Source organism: Uliginosibacterium sp. 31-16 (assembly GCF_030730865.1).
In the GTDB taxonomy this organism is placed as follows: domain Bacteria; phylum Pseudomonadota; class Gammaproteobacteria; order Burkholderiales; family Rhodocyclaceae; genus Uliginosibacterium.
In genome coordinates, this window is record NZ_JAVALZ010000003.1 from 475,634 (window position 1) to 496,396 (window position 20,763).

The following is a 20,763-nucleotide window of genomic DNA, read 5'->3' on the forward strand; positions in this document are numbered from 1 at the left end:
GTATGGCATATCAGGTGCGTCAACGGCAGACGAATCCGCTTGCAGGAGAGGACGGAAGGGTAGAAAGGCCTTGTTTCCGGACAGGTTACTGGCTGTGTCTGCCGGTCGCTTTGCGCTGCCGGTCGTAATGACGGGCTACATCTGCCGGTAGCCAGCCACGATAGGCCTGGGAGGCTACTTCGGGCAGTTTGCCTGCGCGGATGAGTTCGTTGATCTGGCTGATGATCTGTTCTCCGATCGGGCTGCGCGAACAGGCAACATGTACCGGAAGAAGATCGGTTTGTCCCTCTACCGGGAGGAACCAGAAACGGTCCGGCGGCAGGTTGAAACGTTGGGCCGCCCAGCTCAGTTCCATGGCATAGCCGGGCAGTGCATCAATCCCCTGTTTATTGAGAATTTGCAGCAAACCGCTTGAGAAGAGGTCGCTGGTGGTGAATGGGACAAGCTTGCCATCCTCGTGTCCGGCCAGCAGGGCTTCATCGATGACGTGCCCGAAGCTGCGCCCGGCCGCCGCTGCGATCCGGAATTTTTGCGTTGCAATCAGGGCCTGCAGACGCAATTCCCCGCGATCATTCAGAAACGGAGCCAGTTCTTTTTCCCTGCTGCGCAAAGTGATCAGGCCGCTGGGTTGAATGCTTGCCAGCGGTTCGGAGAATAGAAACAATTTTTCACGTTCTGCTGTTTTCAGGAAAGCGTAATTGCAGGCGTTGTCGCGGTGTTTCATCTCCTCCTGGATGCGCAGCGTGTTTGCTGCGATCAGTTCGTGCTGGAAATCCGGTAGCTGCTGTTGCAGGAATACGCCCCACTGATCGGCAGCCCCACGGCCTTTGTCAGGCCCGTTCACAATGGAAAGAGGTGGAAAGTCGCTGTGAAACCACACGATGCTGCCGGCTGCCCGGGCGGCTGCAGACATGCCGATTGGCATGCACATCACGATGAAGAAGAGCAGGGGGCGCAGTGAGATCATGGTGGCGGATACGGATGACATTCCATCAAGCGTAGTTGCCCGAGGGGGCATATCGCAAGGAGCGTTCCGGAGCTGGGCCGGTTTGGGCGGGCCGGATAGGGGGCAGAGGCCGGTCGCTCTTGTAGGGTTGTCATGGATGTGTGCAGGGGCGCGCCATTTTGCCGCTTCCGGCAAGGGTCTGCAGAGACCCTGCTTGAGAACGTCCGCCAATCCATGCTCTCAGGGCATAGATGGGGGAGAAGCCCGCTGCGAGAGGCTCTCCGGGAGGGGGGTGTGGAAAGACAGCAACGGTTTGCGGGCAGACTGCACGATGGCATTCTGCCCGCGTTGATTCCGGATCAGCCCTCGCTCTTTGTTTGCGGAGGTTGTTTCATTCCGTCGCGGATCAGGTTTCCCAGCAGCACATCGACCAGCGTGCCACCGCTTGCGCCCGAGCCGCCTCCGGCGACGATGTCCGGCACCAGCTTGACGCCGGCTTTGGCCAGCGCTTCGGCAACCTGGACCATTGCGTAATTGCCGGATTCCATCGAGGCGATCTTGAGCTTGATAACCTCGGCTTCGGCACCGCCCACGGCGTGGGTCTTGGCGGCTTCGGCTTCACCCACGGTACGCAGCACGTTGGCGTCCGCCTCGGCGTTGATCTTCTTGGCCGCAGCCTGACCTTCGGCGGACTTCACCGTGGCCTTGGCGTTGAATTCGGCAATCGTCACCTGACGTTCGGCATCCACCACACGGGCCTGCGTGGCCGCCAGTGCGGTGGCCTGTTCGAGCTGCTGCTTGATGTCCTGGGCCTGACGCTGGGTGTCGTAGGTGACGCGCTCCTGCTCGGCGAGTTTGCGGTCGGTCAGCGTCTTCATCAGTTCATCCGGAGGCACGATGTCGCCGATCAGGGTATCGACCGCACCGACGTTGTATTCCTTGAGCGCCGTGGAGATGGCTTCGCGGGCCTCGTCCTGCCGCTTGGAGCGGTTCTTCAGGAAGTCGATGACATCCGAGCCCTGGGCGGTGTTGCGGAAGTAGTTGCCGATGGTCGGCTCCAGCACCTGGGTGACGAGCGCGGACATGCTGCCGAAGCGGGCGATGACCTTGGGGGCATCGTTGCGCGGGATGTGGATGATCTGCGACACGTCGAGGTTGAAGGTGAAGCCGTCGGCCGAGCGCACGGTAATGGTCGACAGGTTGGCGTCGAGGTTGTGCGCCTCGCTCTTGCCGGTGGCCCAGTTCAGCACCACGTTGGCGGTCGGTACGTTGGTGACTTTGTGCGTATAGGGATTGATCGGGTATTTACCCGGGTCCAGCGGTTCGACCCACACACCTTTCTCGCCGCGCGAGACGAGGTTGCCATGGCGGAAGGATTCGCCGGTGACGTCGCGGCCTTCCTTGCCGACATAGGCGATGACCACGCCGACGTGGGCAATCGGCACTTCGACCATGTCGACGATCTCGACCGTGGCAAAGCGCGGGTTGATGAAGTAGCGTCCGGCCAGCAGCACCTGCTCCTGCAGACCCTTGCGGCCACCCTGTTCGACGAAGGCCTGGGCGTTCTGGAACATGTTGTGGCCGTCGACTGCCGCCCCGGCAATTTCGCCCGGAGCGAGGGGCTCGCCTTCTTTAGTGGTGACGATGCCGACCTTGTTCTGCGGGATGTCGAGCACTTCAGCGAGCTGGACTTCAAACAGCAGCGGGTTGATGCGGTACGTGCCGGGGGTGATCAGACCCATCTGCGGGCCGCGTTCACCAGCGCCTTCGAGGAAGATATGACCGTCCTGATAGGAGTTGCAGTCGACCTGGCGCGCGATGATGCGCCCGCTGGGCAGCGGCTTGCCGTCGAGTGCCTCGACCACGCCGATCTTGCCGGGCGGGATGCTCAGTGCCTCATCCAGCGTGACGGTAAACAGCAGTGGATTGATGCGGTAGGTGCCGGGCGGGATGACGACCATCTGCGCGCCGCGTTCGCCGCCGTTCTGCAGGAAGGCGCGGGCATCCTGATAGGTGTCGCAATCCACCTTGCGGGCGATGATGTGGCCGCTGGGTAGGGGGGCTCCGTCGCAGGCTTCGACGACGCCGATCTGGTTTGGCGGCACGGTGAAAAACTTCACCAGTTCCACTGTGTACTGCCAGGGCCACAGGGCAATATGCAGGCCGGGAGGCAGCGTGTCGGCCTGATAGCCGGCTTCGCCATTGAGGGCGATGATGCGGCCGTCCGGCAGGCTCTTGTTGGTACCGAACAGTACGAATTTCTTGGTGACGATGCCGACCGAATCATCCGGCACGATGATCACGCCGAACAGCCACAATACCCATTTGTAACCCACAAGCACGATCAGGATGATGGCGGCCGTGATGACCGCATTCAGGTGTGCAAGGACGAATTCCACAGATCCTCCGGTACGAGATGCAGGGCGGTGCGCACAGGTTGCGCTGCAGGCCGGACCCCGCTGGCATGTCAGGGCCGGGCCGTGACATACCGCGGGATTCTACGTGGATTTGGTGAGGGGCTTTTGACTGGTGCTACGGACGGTGAGGGCCTGCCCGAAGGTCGGGGTTCTGCAGTGCCAGCGCACGCCCGGCGATGCCGGGCTGGCAAAGGATCACGAACGCCGTCTTACACCACCAGATCAATCTGTTGCAGAGTTTTGGCCACGCCGTCTTCGCTTAGGAAAAGTCCGGTCGTGCGTACTGCCCCCGCCGTTTCCCCACCGGCTTTGAGCGTGAAAGCTGTCCCGGCGCGATCCAGCGCTATTGCGCCGACATTGGCCGCCTTGAGGCTTTGCGCCTGCTCATCGGGGCGCCACACCTGCAACTGACCAAAGGCTGCATCGTTCTCGTCGATCCAGCCATTGCCGTCCTGATCCAGCGCGGCAAGTTCCTCGAAGCCGTCGCCCGTGCTGGGGCCGAACAGTTCGCTGCCATTGTCGATCTTGCCATTGCCGTTGCGGTCCAGCGCGAGAAAGGCGCTGCCGGCTGCCAGGCGTGCCAGGGTTTCGGTCTTGCCGTCGGCATTCAGGTCGAAACTGAATTCTTCTGCCTGCAGGCGCACCTGATCGGTGGAAAGATTCAGCACCAGCGGGTCCTTGCGCTTTGGCGCATTGCCGGCCTCGAACACCGTGCTGGTTTCCTGCCGCTCGTAGCGCTGCATCGCCAGGTCAAGCGAGAAGTCGATCTGGCGGCCATCGGCGGTCGTGACCTGGCCGCGGGCGCTGTAGCGGGCGGTTTCCATTTCTTCGTGCACGGTGGTCTGGGTGATTCTCACGCTCCAGACGGGGTCGTTGCTGGTGTTCTGCGCGGGTGCTCCCGGTTCGCCGGATGGATTGGCGGCGGCTTCGGCCGACGCCTGGGGCTGCTGCAGATCTGTGCCATTGAAGAGCTCGATCTTGCGACCGGTCATGGCTTCCAGAATGGCGATCAGCAATTGCAGGCGCGGGTCGGTCGAGTCTTCGTTTGTGAGTTCGCCAACCGCTTCGCTCTGCTGAGCCGCGGCCAGACCTGCTGACGAGATGTCGGCACGTGTGGCTGGTTCGGGCTCGGGTCGCGCGGCACGGCGCTCCGGCAGGGTGATACTCAGGCTGGTTTCACTGGACCGGCGGGTGGATTGCCAGGCGAGTGCCTTCCCCTCCGACTGGAGGCTGGATTGCTCGATCTTCATGCGTTTCTCCTGCGGCGCTTGAGTGCGACCGTCTATGCACGGATTACCGGCCGCAGACCGACGAGCTTGAATTCCTGATGGGGGGACGCCCCCTTCAAGGGCAGGGGGCATCGCGCGCGACGCAAAGGCGCTACCATCGCCACTTCATCAATCAGGGAGAAGTGTCATGCCGGGCTTGATCGTCGTTGTCGCATTACTGGTGTTTCTGGTCGTCACCCTTGCCAAGGGGGTGCGCATCGTGCCGCAGGGGGAAGAGTGGATCGTTGAACGCCTGGGCAAATACCTCGTGACGCTGACTCCGGGTCTGAGCGTGCTGATTCCCTATTTTGACCGGGTGGCTTACAAGGTCACGACCAAAGACATCATTCTCGACGTGCAGGAGCAGGAGGTGATCACACGCGACAACGCAGTGATCCTGACCAACGCGATCGCCTTCATCAAGGTGACTGACCCGGTGCGCGCCGTATATGGCATTACCAACTTTCAGGAGGCGATCCGCAACCTGGTGATGACCACGCTGCGCTCGATTGTCGGTGAGATGGAACTGGATGAAGCGCTGTCTTCACGTGATCGCATCAAGGCGCGCCTGCGCGAGAGCATTTCGGACGAGGCGCTGGACTGGGGCATCAGCATCAAGACCGTTGAGATTCAGGACATCAAGCCAACCGAGTCCATGCAACGCGCGATGGAGTTGCAGGCCGCTGCCGAGCGCGAGCGCAAGGCGGTGGTGACGCGCGCCGAAGGCAGCAAGCAGGCCGCGATTCTGGAAGCTGAGGCACGCCTGGAGTCCTCCAAGCGTGATGCCAACGCACAGGTGGCACTGGCGACGTCTTCGGCTGAGTCGATCCGCCGCGTGGCCGACGCAATTGGCGAGCAGAGCACGCCGATGATGTTCATTCTGGGCGAGAAGTACATTCACGCGATGGAAAAACTGGCAGCCTCGGACAATGCCAAGATGATTGTGCTGCCGGCTGACCTGCAGGAAGTGGTCAAGCGCTTCGTGGGCATGCGGGGCTGATTCGAGGCAGGAAGCTGCTTGGCAGACCCGCATGCAGGCTCGTTCTTCACGATGCCTCGCCTGCATGCCGCATGGGGCGGACTTCTTCGGATGGCATGCCTGAAGAGGTCCGCTGCAGGCGGATCTCCAAGGTGTCCCCGGCAGGGCCTGTCTGTAGCGTTTTACTCTTGCGGGGAGTTGCCCGGCAGAGGGCGTTGCGCGATCTGGGTGACGGCTTCGAGCGTTTTTCCGCGTCGGATCAGACTGAGCTTGGCCAGTTGGCCGGGTGGCAGGCGGGCAACCGACTCCAGCACGCCATGAGCGTTGACGATGGGCTGGCCGTCAATGGCGGTGAGCACATCACCGGGCAGTACTCCCGCCTTTTGCGCCGGGCTGTTGCGGGCGATACCGGCAATCAGGGCTCCCTTGGCCGGCAGCTTGAACGCTTCGATCAGGTCCGGAGTGATTTCCTGTACCTGGACGCCAATCCAGCCGCGAGTGACCCGTCCGGTCTTGATGATCTGCTCCATGATGCTTTGTGCCGAAGCCGCCGGAATCGCAAAGCCGATGCCCAGCGAACCTCCGGAGCGGGAGTAGATCGCCGTGTTGATGCCGAGCAGACGCCCTTGGGTGTCGACCAGTGCACCACCGGAATTGCCAGGGTTGATCGCGGCATCGGTCTGGATGAAATTCTCGAAGGTGTTGATCCCCAACTGGGTGCGCCCCATGGCGCTGACGATGCCCATCGTGACGGTCTGGCCGACGCCGAAGGGATTGCCGATGGCCAGTACAACATCGCCGACATGAACGCTGCTGGCGGGCGAGAAGCTGATGGCGGGCAGCTTTTCCTTACTGTCGATACGCAGGACGGCGATGTCGGTCTCGGGGTCGCGGCCGACGATGCGGGCGGCGAATTTCTTGCCGTCGTTGAGCGCGATCTCGATGGCATCGGCGCCTTCAATGACGTGATTGTTGGTCAGGATGTAACCATCGGTGCTGACCAGCACGCCTGAGCCCAGGCCTGAGCTGCGCTGGGTTTGCTGTTGCCCGGAGTCGCCGAAGAAATGCTTGAAGAAAGGGTCGTTGAGCAGGGGGTGCTGGGGCGCCACGACTTCCTTGCTGGTGAAAACATGAACCACGGCGGGCAGTGCGCGCTGGGCCGCTGTTGCATACCCTCCGGTAGTGGGCTGCTGGCCGTTGTTTTCTGCTTGTGACTCGGCGCTGCTTGCCACAGGCACGCCACTGGATGCAGGCATCAAGCGGGTGCGGGGCAGCCATTCCGGTTTGAACGTGACGATGACGAACAGCACGGCCAGCGCGATCGTGACGGTTTGCGCGAAGATCAGCCACAGACGTTGCATAATTTCCAATCGGCGGAAAACGTGTCCGCCCCAGAATTCAAAAAGGAGAAAAGGCCATGCACCGCACTGAACTGCAAGCTCGTCTGGAGATTCTGCTGGAATGCGGCCGCTTCAATGATTATTGCCCAAACGGTTTGCAGGTGGAAGGGCGAGCCAAGGTCCAGCGTGTGGTATGCGGGGTTTCGGCCAGCCGGGCGCTGATCGAGCGGGCGATTGAATTGCAGGCCGATGCAATCATCGTGCATCACGGCTGGTTCTGGCGTGGCGAGGATTTCCGGGTGACGGGCATTCGCCGTCAGCGTCTGGGTTTGCTGCTGACACATGACATCAACCTGTTTGCTTACCACTTGCCGCTGGATGCCCATCCGGAACTGGGTAATAACGTCCAGCTGGCGCGGGTGCTGGGCTGGCAGCTGGAAAGCGTCTGCCGTGAGCAGCCGCTGGTGCTGCTCGGGCATCTGCCGCATCCGATGCCGGCCGGTGAGGTGGCGCGCTCGGTGGCGGCCCGGCTGGCGCGCGAACCCTTGTTGATTGGCGAGCCGCAGCGTGAGATCAGACGGGTGGCCTGGTGTACCGGTGGGGCACAGGATTATCTGGAGTCAGCCGTCGCTGCGGGCGTGGATATGTTCCTGTCCGGAGAAATATCCGAGCGCACTGTTCATCTGGCGCGTGAGAGTGGTGTGACCTATCTTGCTGCCGGGCACCATGCGACCGAGCGCTATGGCATTCAGGCGCTTGGTGCATATCTGGCAGAGCACTGCGAACTGGACGTGACGTTCGTGGATATCGACAACCCGGCATGAGCCGGAGAGGTTCAGATTGAGTCGGTATCCTTCATGAAGTTGCCGTCTTCACCAAGATCGTCAAGGTTCAGGTGCAGGGTTTTGCTCAGATCTGTCATGTCCAGTTCGAAGTCGAGCTGGTGCAGGCCGGTGCCTGTTGCAAACGCTGAAGAGGCTGCCGCTGGAGCAGACGCCCTGTGACGCGAAGCCGGCTGTGGAGAACGAATCGGCTGCATGATCGGCTGGGTTGGTGTTTCCGTGGTCATGATTGGCGGCACATTCAGGCTGGCGCTCGTCGAGATATGGGTGGCCGAAGCGGGAACGGGGTCTGCCCCAGGACTCTGGATGTCCGGGCGGTAGGGGCCGATCTGGCTTTCCAGCACACCCAGCAGAGTGAGGATTTCATCAACGATGGCGAGCGGGAAGCCTTGACGGGTGCCTTGCCGGTTGTCACGCAGCAGTCCGTGCAGATAGGCCTGGCATTCACGTTTGCCCCAGATTTCGTTCAGCCTGGCGAGAATGTGCGGCATGCTCTCAAGGGATTCAGGGGTCTGCCTGGCGAGCTCGAAAGCGTCCCACTCCACCGTCTTGACGTTGAAGGTCTTGTTCAGCTGAACGGTCAGCGCGTCAAACTCGGTGCGCATGTTGGCTGCGCGGTAGACCTCAAGCAGTTTGAGCCAGGGTTTGACGGCCTGTTTCGGGTTGCTGCGGATGAAGTCCGCAAGCGTTTGCGCTGCGCCATGTACGCGACCGAAAGACATCATGATCTCGGCCAGTTCAATGGCTGAGTCATGTTCTTCAACGTCGTCATCAATGATCTGCAGCAGCGAGGCCGGACCGAGGCCGGATGCGGTGAACTGGCCAAGCGCGCCCTCCATTGCGCTGGCTGTACGCGCTGAGGCCTTCGGGGCGTGACCCTCCTCATCGGGCCAGATATCCGCCTCGGACAAGGGCGTGATCAGATGTTCGACCACATCCATGTCGCCAGCAACGTCTGGTTGGTGGGCTGTGCTGATGGCGTCGCCTTCCAGAGCACTGCTGTTGCGACGACGTCGCCCAATCCAGAGCGCAGCAGCAATCCCGCTGGCGATTGTCAGCAAGCCGGCCGCGATGAACGTGCTTGAGGTATACCAGGGCGCCGGTGTTTTGCGGTTTGTCTGTTCCGCTGATGATGCTTGAGGTGCAGGCGCTGCCTGGATGGTGATGGGCACATCGGCAGCATTCTGTGGTGTGCTCTGCAATGCGCGTGCGGTTTGCAGCTCGCCTTCGAGACGCGTGGCATCCTGTTTGAGGCGTTCCTGCATGGCCTCCAGTTGACGCAGGCGTTCGGACAGCTCGATCTGTGTTGCGATCTTTTCGTCCAGCGTCGCTATCAATTGCATTTCCGCGCGCAGGCGCGAACGCTGTTCCTCATTGAGCTCTTTCCGCGGCCCGATGCTGGTCACCATGCGCAGTGAGTCTTCGGTGCCGCCCGTGACGAACAAACGGTCACGATTCGTACCGGCTCCGTTGACCTTGCTGCTACGCGGAGCAGGGGTTGTGCTGCCCGCCCGGGGGCTGGGCAGAGTGTCCTGCGGGGCGCGTTCAGGCAAAGCGGCGAGGCCTGGAGTCGGCAGGGTGGGCAGATTGAGTTCAATTCCCACAGGAAGAGGGCTGCGCAAAGTCATTCCGCTACCCAATCGAGCGACATTGCGGTTCAGGATGGCACGCGCAAATCGGCGCTGGGTGTTACGGTCATCAGGTATCAGGCTTTCGGCAATGCTGTGGACCGAGTCTCCCGACTGGACCAGCCAGATGCGTTCTGCAGTGATTGCCGGGGGGTAGGTCGGCTCTTTGGCTGCAACCGTGTTGACCGACGCAGGCATTGACGGCAGGAAGGCTTCCTCGGCGCCGGGCGGGTTGAGCAACAGCGTGTAGTCGCGACGCAAGCCCATGCCACAGTCGATGCGCAAGCCGAGCATGATTGCCGGGTGACTGCTTGGACGGGCCTTGATGATCAACACACGACCGTGTGGTCCTGATTCAAAACTGAGGCTGCCATTGTTCAACCAGGGTACGTCGTCGCTATAACCTGGCGGAGCTCCGGCCAGACGGATGCAGCTGAGTTCGATGCGTTCGGCATCATCAGCCAGCATCTGGATTTCGACTCGCAGCGGGGCGCCGATGCGACTGCTTGTATTGGCCTGGCCCAGGCCGACCGCAGATGCGGTCAGAGGGGATAGAACGCTCCCGATACTTGCCACCAGAGCAGCCAGTATTACTTTACGCATGCGTGGCGGCGTCGATGGTCTGGCGGTATCGGCAAACATGGTCGGAATGGGAGTTTTATCCTGCCTCATATGCTTTTCATTCTAATTCCGGAGGCGTCCATTTAATACATAGTGCTTCCGTAAACCGGCGTCAAACCGTGCTGTAGTCGAGGTTTTTGTCACGAAAGCATTTGGCATTTTTGGCGTTGTTCTGCATGAAAATACAAAATACGGGAATACCCTCGAAAGCCTCTCATTTTGTTCAAATTTGATGTCCTTTCCTGACTTGCGTTGTCCGGGTGTGGTGTTGGCAGTGTTTTTTTGATGTTTCGGTATAAAATCCAGTCACCCTGCAGAGATACACGTGCCCTGATCGAAGGTTGCAGCAATGCAATTGAAAGCGGAGGTCGTGAGCCCGGGGTTCCGTCGTGCGTTTCAATCCATAGACGACTCAAACCGTGCCGGTTCCCCCGGGTTTTCGGGGCGGCGGCGCGAAACAAGGGCATAAAAATGAAGATCCATGAGTACCAAGCAAAAGAAATCCTGCGCAAATATGGCGTAGTCACTCCACGCGGCATTCCGTGTTTCAGTGTGGATGAAGCGGTCAAGGCTGCCGATGAACTCGGGGGCTCCATCTGGGTGGTGAAAGCCCAGATTCATGCCGGCGGGCGTGGCAAGGGTGGTGGTGTGAAGCTGGCTCGTTCAAAAGATGAAGTCCGCACGATTGCCGGCCAGATTTTGGGCATGCAACTGATCACGCACCAGACCAGCCCGGAAGGTCAGAAGGTTCGTCGCCTGATGATCGAAGAAGGTGCCGACATCAAGAAGGAATACTACGTTGCCGCGCTGACCGACCGTGCTACCCAGAAGGTCGCCATGATGGCTTCCTCCGAGGGCGGTATGGATATCGAGGAAGTGGCGCACAACACGCCCGAGAAGATCATCAAGGTCTTTGTCGATCCGGCGACCGGCCTGACCGAAGCTCAGGGCCAAGAGCTGGCCAAGGGTATTGGCGTGCCGGAAGGCTCGATTGCCAAGGCGATCGATACCTTCCAGAAGCTCTATACCTGTTACATGGAAACGGATGCTTCGCTGGCGGAAATCAACCCGCTGATCCTCGAAGGCAACGGCAACATCAAGGCATTGGACGCCAAGTTCAACTTTGATCCGAACGCGCTGTTCCGTCACCCGGATATCGTGGCCTATCGCGACCTGGATGAAGAGGACGCGGCTGAAATCGAAGCTTCCAAGTTCGATCTGGCCTACATCTCGCTCGACGGCAACATCGGCTGTCTGGTGAATGGTGCGGGTCTTGCCATGGCGACCATGGACACCATCAAGCTGTTCGGTGCCGAGCCGGCCAACTTCCTCGACGTGGGCGGCGGAGCGACCACCGAGAAGGTGACCGAAGCCTTCAAAATCATGCTCAAGAACCCGGCCGTGAAAGGCATTCTGGTTAACATCTTCGGTGGCATCATGAAATGCGACACCATTGCCAATGGCGTGGTGACGGCGGCTCGCGAAGTGCATCTGCAGGTGCCGCTGGTGGTGCGCATGAAGGGCACCAATGAGGATCTGGGCAAGAAGATTCTTGCCGAGTCCGGTCTGCCCATCATCTCTGCCGATACCATGGCAGAGGCCGCCCAGAAGATCGTTTCCGCAGTGGCCTGAGCCACGGCGAGGAGTTCAAGACATGTCGATTTACATCAATAAAGATACCAAGGTCATCACCCAGGGCATTACGGGCAAGACCGGCCAGTTCCATACCGAGAAGTGCCAGGAGTACGCCAACGGCAAAAACTGTTTCGTTGCAGGCGTAAATCCCAAGAAGGCCGGTGAGTCGATCTTCAATATTCCGATCTATGGCACGGTGAAAGAGGCTGCGGCCGAAACCGGCGCTACGGTTTCCGTGATTTACGTGCCGCCAGCTGGAGCTGCCGCAGCAATATGGGAAGCGGTCGAGGCGGATCTCGATCTGGCAATCTGCATCACCGAAGGCATCCCCGTGCGCGACATGCTGGAAGTGCGCAACCGCATGAAGGCCAAGGAAGCCGCAGGTGGCAAGCGCACCCTGCTGCTCGGCCCGAACTGCCCTGGCCTGATCACGCCGGATGAAATCAAGATCGGCATCATGCCGGGTCACATCCATCGCAAGGGGCGCATCGGTGTCGTATCGCGCTCCGGCACCCTGACCTATGAAGCCGTGGCACAACTGACCGAAATCGGTCTGGGCCAGTCGTCAGCGGTCGGCATCGGTGGTGATCCGATCAATGGCCTGAAGCACATCGATGTAATGAAGGCATTCAACGACGACCCCGATACCGATGCGGTCATCATGATTGGTGAAATCGGTGGCCCGGATGAAGCCGAAGCTGCGTTGTGGTGCAAGGCCAACATGAAGAAGCCGATCGTGGGCTTCATCGCGGGCGTAACGGCCCCGGCCGGCAAGCGCATGGGGCACGCGGGTGCGTTGATCTCGGGCGGCGCCGATACGGCTGATGCCAAGCTCGCCATCATGGAGGAATGCGGTTTCACTGTGACCCGCAACCCGTCGGAAATGGGCAAGCTGCTCAAGAGTCTGCTCTGATCACTAATTTTGTTGTGTAAACGAAAGCGGGTAGCTTGGCTGCCCGCTTTTTTTGCTTGGGATATACCCTTAGTCGGGCTGACGGTTACGCTCTGTTTGCGTATCGTCACTGGTTTTATGATCGAACCAGCTAGGATCGTGTCTGGTTTTCATTCATTAACAAGGCAGGAAGAAGCACATGGAAGTTATTCAAACCAGCGCATTCTGGATCGGTTTGTTCAAAATCATCTGGGTCAATATTCTGTTGTCAGGCGATAACGCGGTCGTTATTGCGCTCGCGGCGCGTTCCTTGCCGCCAGTTCAGCAGCGCCTGGCCGTGATATGGGGTTCGGTGGCCGCGATCATCATGCGCGTGGTGCTGACAATATTTGCTGTTCAACTGCTTGAATTGCCTTGGCTCAAATTGATCGGCGCCGTGCTGTTGCTGTGGATTGGTGTGCAACTGCTGTGTGACAGTGATGGTGAAGGTCACGTCAAGGAAAGCAGCACGATCATGTCGGCCATCAAGACCATCCTGATAGCCGATCTGGTGATGAGCCTGGACAACGTGCTGGGGGTAGCTGCTGCGGCTGACGCAGCCCCGGCAGAAGCCAAGACGATCCTGCTGATCATCGGTCTGGCCCTGTCGATTCCAATCGTGATCTTCGGCAGTGGTGTTGTGCTCAAATTGATGGAACGCTTCCCGATTATCGTGACACTGGGCGCCATGCTGCTGGGCTGGATCGCTGGCGAAATGGCGGTCAAGGAAAGCATTCTGGCGGGCGCGGTGCATGCTATCCCGTTTGCTCACTATGCGGCTCCTGCTGCGGGTGCCTTGCTGGTGCTGGCAATCGGCCGTATTGTGCAAAGCCGTTCCAAACCCGTGGGTGTGGACGACGTCTGATTGAGTGCCGTTCCGGCAGATTTGCCTGCCCCGTCAGGGCAGACAAATCTGGTGTTGGTCCGGATCTCGATCCGCTGGGTGAGCAGGGACTGCCGGAACTGCTCATCCAGTGCCATACTTACGGCTTGAAGGGGTACATTCTGTTGCGATGCGGTTCTGGCTCGGTTACAGGTATGGCATCTGCGGAAAAATCGTGACGAGGATACGATGGCAAAGCTGATTCTGAGTATGGATGGACTGGTGCTGAAAGAGATTCCGCTGAACAAGGAGCGGACCAGCATCGGACGTAAACCGCACAACGACATCCAGATCGACAACCTGGCGATCAGTGGTGAGCATGCGGTAATCGTTGCCATCCTGAACGATGCTTTCCTGGAAGACCTCAACAGTACCAACGGCACCTATGTAAATGGGCAGTCGGTCAAGAAACACGTGCTCAAGGACAACGACGTGGTTGAACTGGGCAAGTACCGGCTCAAGTTCCTCAAGGATGCGCCGGACATGAGTGCCAGCAATACCTTCGAGAAGGCCTTCGTGTCTGCGCCTGAAGCGGCGGCACTGGGAGCCAGCCCACGCGCTCACACTGAAACCATGGTTGGTTTTGCGGCCGATGCTTCGGTGACCAGCGAGTGGAAGGCACCGATTGATGCCGCGCCCAGTTCTGTCGGCGAGCCGATGGGGGTTGTGCAGATCATCAGTGGGCGCAATGCAGGCCGCGAGCTGGATCTTTCAAAATCGCTGACTACGCTGGGCAAGCCCGGGGTACAGGTGGCGGTGATCACCCGTCGGCCGCACGGCTATTTCATCACGCACGTGGAAGGCGATTCTTTCCCTGTTCTCAATGGCAAGCAGCTGGATGCGCAAGCTCACCTGCTCGGCGATCATGATGTGATCGAAATCGCCGGCGTGAAGATGGAGTTCTACCTGCGAACGCCTGCTTCAGGCGCCTGAAGCCTGGTTATTGGACGCATGAAAATTCGTGTGCTGGGGTGTAGCGGAGGAATCGGGGGAACGTCCCGCACGACTTCCCTGCTGGTCGACACGGATATCCTTGTTGATTGTGGCACCGGTGTGGGCGAGCTGCCGCTGGAAGAGCTGCTGCTTGTCGATCATGTATTTCTGACGCACTCCCATCTGGATCACATCGCGCTGTTGCCGATGCTGATCGACACGGTGGGTGATCTGCGCGCGAGGCCGATCACGGTGTACGCCGCAGAAGAAACCCTGCGGATCTTGCGCGCGCATATCTTCAACTGGTTGGTATGGCCGGATTTCACCGCGATACCCGATCGCATTCACCCCATGTTGCGAATGCAGCCGGTGCAGGTGGGGGAGGTGGTCAGCTTGGGCGAGCGATCGGTGCAGGTTTTGCCTGCCTTGCACTCGGTTCCGGCTGTGGGGTACTGCCTGAGTTGCGGCGGAGACCAGTTGGCGTTCAGCGGAGACACCTCGGTGTGTGACCAGCAGATCGCCGCACTCAATGCGCTGGAAAATTTGCGCTACCTGCTGATCGAAACCGCCTTTCCGAACGAGCATCAGGATCTCGCGCATGCGGCCCGGCATCTGTCGCCGAGTATGCTGCATAGCGTACTGGAACGCCTGACCGGCAACCCTGACGTTTTCGTGACCCATTTCAAACCGGGCTATTCGGATGTGCTGGCGCAGGAAATCCTGCTCTGCAACGGGCGCTTGCGTCCACAGGTACTATTGAACGAACAGTGCTTCTATCTCTAGGCTGAATCTTCCTTCTGGAGACTCAGCATGAGCACCCCCATCGCCCGCTCTGGCAGTGCCTTGGCACGCCGCCTGGCTTTTTTCAAGGGTTTGCAGGGCCTTAATACGCGGATTCACGACACTTCAAATATCGACGAGATCATTTTCGAGGTCTCCACCGAAGTGTGTGCGCTGTTTGGCGCCGAACGCATGACCATTTATGTGGTGGATGACGCCGGCAATACCATCAGTTCGCGAGTGAAAACCGGGCTGCATGTGGCGAAGAGCATTCGCCTGCCGATTTCAGACAAGAGTGTTGCGGGTTTTTGTGCCCAGCATCGGCGCATGCTGAATATCCGCAATGTCTACGATGGGCAGGAACTGCAGCAAATATCGGACAGCATCGAATTCCGCCGCGAGGTGGATGAGCGCAGTGGTTTTCACTGTCAGCAGATGCTGGTTGCGCCCCTCGTGCACCCGGAAGGCAGTCGCCTGTTGGGTGTGATCCAGTTGATGAACACCCAGGATGGCGAGCCGTTCTCCTCGGTTGAAGAGGAGGGCGTGCTGGCGCTGGCGCAGACTCTGGCGATTGCCTTTGCGCAGCGTATGCAGGCTACCGTGCCCTTGCGTTCGAAATATCATCAACTGGTGCTCAGGGGACGTCTGTCCGACAAGGAACTGGACCAGTCTGCAGAAGATGCGCGCACCCGCAAGATTACTCAGGAAAGCGTGCTGGTCGATGATCGCAAGATCAGTCTGGCCGAAGTCGGCGAAGCCATGGCGGCCTTCTACGGCGTGCCTTACGAGCCATTCCGGCCGGACCGCATCAAACCCATGGATCTGCTGCGCAACATCAAACGCGAATATGCGATCCAGAATGGCTGGCTGCCGCTGGAGGAAACCCAGGAGGGCATCATCATCCTGGCGGTTGACCCCGAGCAGGTGATGGGCACGCGTGTCGTCCTGAATGTCTTCCAGAACGCCCGGCTGGTCTATCGAGTGACCACCCGTGCCGAGTTCGAGCAGACGGTTGGGCAGTATTTTGATCAGAGTTTCGAAGAATTTAGCGTGGGAGATCTGCTCTCCGATCTGGCCGATGGTGATGAAGCGCCTTCTGCTGGCGACGAACTGAGTGCGGCGGCAGACAACGAACTGGTCAAGCTGGTCAATCGCATCATCATTGATGCGTACCGGCAGGGGGCGTCAGACATCCATATCGAGCCCCGTCCCGGCAAGGAAAAGATGCTGGTGCGCTTTCGCAAGGACGGGTTGCTGGTGCCCTATGTCGAAGTGCCGGCGGCCTACCGCAACCCGATGGTGGCGCGCATCAAGATCATGTGCGATCTGGATATTTCCGAGCGCCGCAAGCCGCAGGACGGCAAGATCAAGTTCCGCAAATACGGGCCGCTGGATGTCGAGTTGCGGGTTGCCACCATTCCTACGGCTGGCGGCCTGGAAGACGTGGTCATGCGCCTGCTCACGCAGGGCGAGCCGATTCCCATCGACAAGCTGGCCCTGTCTGATTACAACCTGCAGCGCCTGACCGCGACGGTCACCAAGCCTTACGGCCTGTTCTTTGTCTGCGGCCCTACCGGCTCGGGCAAGACCACCACACTGCATTCGCTGCTGAAATACATCAATAAACCCGAAACCAAGATCTGGACCGCCGAAGATCCCGTGGAAATCACCCAGCGCGGCTTGCGTCAGGTACAGGTCAACCGCAAGGCCGGGCTGAATTTCCCGACCGTGATGCGAGCGTTCCTGCGCGCCGATCCGGACGTGATCATGGTGGGCGAAATGCGCGACGCCGAGACCGTGCAGATCGCGATAGAGGCATCACTGACCGGGCATATGGTGTTCTCCACCCTGCACACCAACAGTGCGCCGGAGTCTGCCGTACGGCTGCTCGACATGGGCATGGACCCCTTCAATTTTGCTGACGCCCTGCTGGGCGTGCTGGCCCAGCGTCTGGCCCGACGCCTGTGTAAACACTGTCGTGCGCCCGAGGTGGCGACCGACGAGGAAATCACCGCGCTGCTCGACGAATACTGCGAGGATCTGCGCAAGACGCGGCAGTTCCGCGAAGCGCCGGGAGAGGCTCGCAGCGAGATTCTGGCGGACTGGCACGAGCGCTTTGCTGACGAACAAGGCCGTTTCGTGCTGTTTCGCCCCACAGGCTGTCCCGAATGCAGCCAGAGCGGGTATCGCGGGCGTATCGGTCTGCACGAGTTGATGCTGGGCTCTGATGCGATCCGGCGCCAGATCCAGACCCGGGCGCTGGTTTCGGACTTGCTGGTGAGCGCGCTGGAAGAGGGCATGCGCACCCTGCGCCAGGATGGCATCCAGAAAGTGCTCAGCGGTGACACCGACATGGCGCAGGTGCGCCGCGTGTGCATTCGCTGACGGGGGGCTGGAGAGCCGCCTGTGGCGGGCCTCTCCGGCCTGCTGTTCGGCACAGGCCGGTTTGATGAGGCTGCACAGGCAGGCGTGCCGGAGAATGGCTTCCGGAGCAGGTCTGCGGGCAATGAAAAAAGGCCGGCAATGCCGGCCTCTGTTCGTCAGCGACTGCGGTTCATTGCGCGCCGCCAATGGATTCCAGCACCTCCCACTTGCCACCGACAACCTTGTAAACGGTGATGCCACCGTTCTCCAGATCGCCCTTGGTGTCGTAAGAGATTTTCGGCGCGGTCACCCCGGCGTGACTGATGCCTGCCAGCATCGGCAGGTATTGCGCCGGCTGCACCGAATCCGCCTTGATCATCGCCGCGATCAGGATGCGCGTGGCATCGTAGCCGTAGGGCGAATAGATTTCCGGCTCGCCGAAGCGGGCCTTGAAGCGGGTTTCAAAATCCGGGCCGCCCGGCATCTGGGCCAGCGGCACGCCGGCCAGTGAGGCGATGCTGCCCTCTGCCGCGGGGCCGGCGAGCTTGATGAAGGTGTCGGAGCGGGTCATTTCGCCCGAGATCAGCGGTGCTTTCATGCCGATCTGGCGCATCTGCTTCACCAGCGGGCCGGACTGTGCGTCGGTGCCCCCGAAAAAGATGGCGTCCGGCTTTTTGCTCTTGATGCTGGTGAGGATGGCCATGAAATCGCTGGCCTTGTCATTGGTGAATTCGCGGGCGACGATTTCGCCCTTGACTTCCTTGGCCGCCTTTTCAAACTCGTCGGCCAGACCCTGACCGTAGGCAGTGCGGTCGTCAATGATGGCGATCTTCCGGGCGGCGAGTTTCTCCACCACATAGCGACCCATCACCGAGCCTTGCTGGGTGTCGGAGGTCATCGAGCGGAAAACGGTCTTGAAACCCTGCTGGGTGAGCGCCGGGGCGGTTGCCATGGCGATCTGCGGCATGCCGGCGTCCGAGTAAACCTTTGACGCCGGGATCGAGGTGCCCGAGTTGAAGTGCCCGATCACCCCTGCCACACCCGCATCCAGTACGCGCTGGGCCACCTGGGTGGCGGTCTTCGGATCGGCCATGTCATCTTCGGCAACCAGTTCGAACTGCACCAGCTTGCCGCCGATCATCGGTTTGGTGTCATTGACGTCATCGATGGCCAGTTGCACGCCATTCTGGTAGCCCTTGCCATAGTGAGCCTGCGGGCCGGTCAGCGGGGCCGAGAAGCCGATCTTGATGATCTGCGCAGCAGCGGCCGCTTCGGTGGTTGCCGCGGAATCTTCCTGTTTCGGACTGCAGGCAGCCAGCACAAGAGCCAGGCCGAGGGCCGGGGCAAGGAGCTTCGGAAGGTGGGTCATGAGGACTCCGGTCGGTTCGTTTGGGGAAGAAAGACAGAATGCTGCCGCAAGTCTATCCGTATGGCTGCGGATTGGATCAACAAAGCCATGGGTTTAGACTTGCCGCAGGCTCGGCAAGCGTGCCGGACGCAACAAGACAGCGCAGCGAAGGAGCAGGGCACATGAAGGTATCCGTCATCGGCATGGGTGCGGTGGGCACCGAAATCGTCGGTTTCCTGGTGAACATGAGCGAGGTGACCGAGATTGTCGCCGTCGACAAGAACCGGGGCAAGGCCGAAGCCGAGATCTGGGATTTTGCCCATACCACCGCCTTCACCTACGCCAAGAATCCGGCGCTGGTGGCGGGCGATTACGCCGACTCCAGGGACAGCGACATCGTCGTGATCACCGCTGGCGCGCAGCTGCAGCAAGGCCAGAGCCGGGATGATCTGGTGCGCATCAACTGCGTGATCCTGCGCGAGATCATTGCCGAGGTGGAGCGCTACTCGCCGGGTGCCATCGTCATCAATGTGACCAATCCGGTCGACGTGATGACCCAGGTGATGCTGCAGGCTTCCAGCTACCCGCCCAGCCGACTGATTTCTGCCGGCACCCTAATCGATACGGCACGGCTGCTGCGGATCATCAGCGAGCATGTGAAGCTCGACCCGAAGAACATCGTCGGCTATCTGCTGGGCGATCACGGTGCCACCGGTTTCATACCCTGGAGCGTGGTGAACGTGGGCGGACAGGATATCGACAGCTATTGCCGGCTCAACGGCATTGCGCCGGTCGACAAGGCGGCCATCCGTCAGCAGACGCTGGACGCCGGCTTTCGCATCTTCGAGCGCAAGGGCAACACCAATCACGGCATCGCGGCCAGCGTGTTCCGCATCATTCGCGCCATCGAGGCCAACGAGCATTCAGTGCTGCCGGTCGGCGTGCTGCTGCAGGGCGAGTACGGCGTGCAGGATCTCGTCATGAGCGTGCCCTGTGTGGTCGGGCGGCAAGGTGTGCACAAGATTCTCCACTACGAATTCACGGCCGCCGAGCAGCTGGAATTCCATCGCTCGGAGCAGCACCTGCGTTCGCTGCTGGCCCTGACCTGAACCGATCTGCGGAATTCATCTGCCCGGAGAGCCGCCTGCAGACTTGTTCTTCAAGGATGCATCAGGGAAAAGCTTGCTTGGAAAGGGTTTCGGGATGACATGCCTGAAGAAGTCCGCCAGATGCGGCTCTTCAGACTGGCAGCTGTAGCGCACGCAGGCTGTCGCGCAGCATCTCCGGCCCGGTGAAATGGATCGCTTGCATGCCGAGCTGGCGCGCGGTGGCGACGTTGGCGGCGCTGTCGTCGATGAATACGGCCTGTTCCGGCACCACCCCGTAGCGTGTGCACAGTAATTCGTAGATGGCCGGATCGGGCTTGATCAGGCCTTCCGCTCCGGACACGACGATTCCCTCGAATTCCTGCAGGAAACCGTACAGGCGCTGCGCCCGCGGGAAGGTTTCGGCGGAGAAGTTGGTCAGCGCCAGCAGGCGGAAGCCGGCTGCTTTCAACTCATGCAGCAGGCTCACGGATTCCTCGAAAGGCGCGGCGACGGATTCCTCCCAGCGCTCGAAATAGGCTTCGAGCAGGTGGCGGTGCTGCGGGTGCTTTGCCCCGTGTGTTTCGATGCCGATGGCAAACGGCTGGCCGGCGTCGTGGGCGGCGTTCCAGGCATTGAAATCGACTTCCTGCAGGAAGTGCTCCACCTGTGCCTCGTCATTCAGCAGTTTGCGGAACAGCCAGCGCGGCTCCCAGGGGATGAGAACATTGCCGAGGTCGAAGATGATGGTGTTGATTTTCAT

General features: G+C 60.2%; 16 protein-coding genes. 9 read left to right on the forward strand and 7 right to left on the reverse strand.

Going from position 1 to position 20,763, the window contains the following annotated elements; all coding sequences use genetic code 11:
- Window positions 1–85 precede the first annotated feature (85 nt).
- The 3 genes from Q9Q94_RS13990 to Q9Q94_RS14000 form a co-directional block, all read right to left on the reverse strand.
- A complete protein-coding gene (locus tag Q9Q94_RS13990) occupies window positions 86–988 on the reverse strand; it encodes a TIGR02285 family protein (RefSeq protein ID WP_305980725.1) in 903 nt (300 codons plus the stop codon).
- 317 nt (window positions 989–1,305) lie between these two features.
- A complete protein-coding gene (locus Q9Q94_RS13995) occupies window positions 1,306–3,345 on the reverse strand; it encodes an SPFH domain-containing protein (protein WP_305980726.1) in 2,040 nt (679 codons plus the stop codon).
- Window positions 3,346–3,572: 227 nt separating this feature from the next.
- Window positions 3,573–4,613: a VCBS repeat-containing protein gene (locus tag Q9Q94_RS14000; protein ID WP_305980727.1), complete on the reverse strand. Its 1,041-nt coding sequence runs from the start codon at window positions 4,611–4,613 to the stop codon at window positions 3,573–3,575.
- 166 nt (window positions 4,614–4,779) lie between these two features.
- Between Q9Q94_RS14000 and Q9Q94_RS14005 the strand changes: the two genes are divergently transcribed.
- The gene (locus Q9Q94_RS14005; RefSeq protein ID WP_305980728.1) at window positions 4,780–5,631 is read left to right on the forward strand and encodes an SPFH domain-containing protein; all 852 of its coding nucleotides are present in this window, start codon (window positions 4,780–4,782) and stop codon (window positions 5,629–5,631) included.
- 161 nt (window positions 5,632–5,792) lie between these two features.
- On the opposite strand, the gene Q9Q94_RS14010 is transcribed toward Q9Q94_RS14005, so the two are convergent.
- On the reverse strand, window positions 5,793–6,971 hold the full coding sequence (locus Q9Q94_RS14010; RefSeq protein ID WP_305980729.1) for a trypsin-like peptidase domain-containing protein: 1,179 nt from the start codon (window positions 6,969–6,971) through the stop codon (window positions 5,793–5,795).
- Window positions 6,972–7,027: 56 nt separating this feature from the next.
- Between Q9Q94_RS14010 and Q9Q94_RS14015 the strand changes: the two genes are divergently transcribed.
- A complete protein-coding gene (locus Q9Q94_RS14015; protein WP_305980730.1) occupies window positions 7,028–7,774 on the forward strand; it encodes a Nif3-like dinuclear metal center hexameric protein in 747 nt (248 codons plus the stop codon).
- Between the two features lie 11 nt (window positions 7,775–7,785).
- Here the strand turns inward: Q9Q94_RS14015 and Q9Q94_RS14020 are convergent, their stop codons facing one another.
- Window positions 7,786–10,023 carry a FimV family protein gene (locus Q9Q94_RS14020; protein ID WP_305980731.1) on the reverse strand — a complete coding sequence of 746 codons (2,238 nt, stop codon included), beginning with the start codon at window positions 10,021–10,023 and terminating at the stop codon, window positions 7,786–7,788.
- 489 nt (window positions 10,024–10,512) lie between these two features.
- Here Q9Q94_RS14020 and sucC point away from each other — a divergent pair, with 489 nt between their 5' ends.
- The 6 genes from sucC to Q9Q94_RS14050 all read left to right on the forward strand — a co-directional run bounded on the left by sucC (window position 10,513) and on the right by Q9Q94_RS14050 (window position 17,588).
- Complete coding sequence (sucC, locus tag Q9Q94_RS14025) at window positions 10,513–11,673, forward strand: ADP-forming succinate--CoA ligase subunit beta (protein WP_305980732.1); 1,161 nt, start codon at window positions 10,513–10,515, stop codon at window positions 11,671–11,673.
- Between the two features lie 22 nt (window positions 11,674–11,695).
- Window positions 11,696–12,589 (forward strand): succinate--CoA ligase subunit alpha, encoded by an 894-nt coding sequence (gene sucD, locus Q9Q94_RS14030; RefSeq protein ID WP_305980733.1) that lies wholly within the window; start codon window positions 11,696–11,698, stop codon window positions 12,587–12,589.
- Between the two features lie 178 nt (window positions 12,590–12,767).
- Window positions 12,768–13,472 carry a TerC family protein gene (locus Q9Q94_RS14035; RefSeq protein ID WP_305980734.1) on the forward strand — a complete coding sequence of 235 codons (705 nt, stop codon included), beginning with the start codon at window positions 12,768–12,770 and terminating at the stop codon, window positions 13,470–13,472.
- Between the two features lie 207 nt (window positions 13,473–13,679).
- Window positions 13,680–14,423 (forward strand): FHA domain-containing protein, encoded by a 744-nt coding sequence (locus Q9Q94_RS14040; RefSeq protein ID WP_305980735.1) that lies wholly within the window; start codon window positions 13,680–13,682, stop codon window positions 14,421–14,423.
- Window positions 14,424–14,441: 18 nt separating this feature from the next.
- Entirely contained in the window at window positions 14,442–15,206 is a 765-nt protein-coding gene (locus tag Q9Q94_RS14045) for a 3',5'-cyclic-nucleotide phosphodiesterase (RefSeq protein ID WP_305980736.1), read from the forward strand.
- A 27-nt stretch (window positions 15,207–15,233) separates the two neighbouring features.
- Window positions 15,234–17,588 carry a GspE/PulE family protein gene (locus Q9Q94_RS14050; protein WP_305980737.1) on the forward strand — a complete coding sequence of 785 codons (2,355 nt, stop codon included), beginning with the start codon at window positions 15,234–15,236 and terminating at the stop codon, window positions 17,586–17,588.
- Between the two features lie 169 nt (window positions 17,589–17,757).
- On the opposite strand, the gene Q9Q94_RS14055 is transcribed toward Q9Q94_RS14050, so the two are convergent.
- A complete protein-coding gene (locus Q9Q94_RS14055) occupies window positions 17,758–18,936 on the reverse strand; it encodes a branched-chain amino acid ABC transporter substrate-binding protein (RefSeq protein ID WP_305980738.1) in 1,179 nt (392 codons plus the stop codon).
- A 161-nt stretch (window positions 18,937–19,097) separates the two neighbouring features.
- Here Q9Q94_RS14055 and Q9Q94_RS14060 point away from each other — a divergent pair, with 161 nt between their 5' ends.
- Window positions 19,098–20,024, forward strand: a complete 927-nt coding sequence (locus tag Q9Q94_RS14060; protein WP_305980739.1) for an L-lactate dehydrogenase — start codon at window positions 19,098–19,100, stop codon at window positions 20,022–20,024.
- Between the two features lie 130 nt (window positions 20,025–20,154).
- On the opposite strand, the gene Q9Q94_RS14065 is transcribed toward Q9Q94_RS14060, so the two are convergent.
- A complete protein-coding gene (locus tag Q9Q94_RS14065) occupies window positions 20,155–20,763 on the reverse strand; it encodes an HAD family phosphatase (protein ID WP_305980740.1) in 609 nt (202 codons plus the stop codon).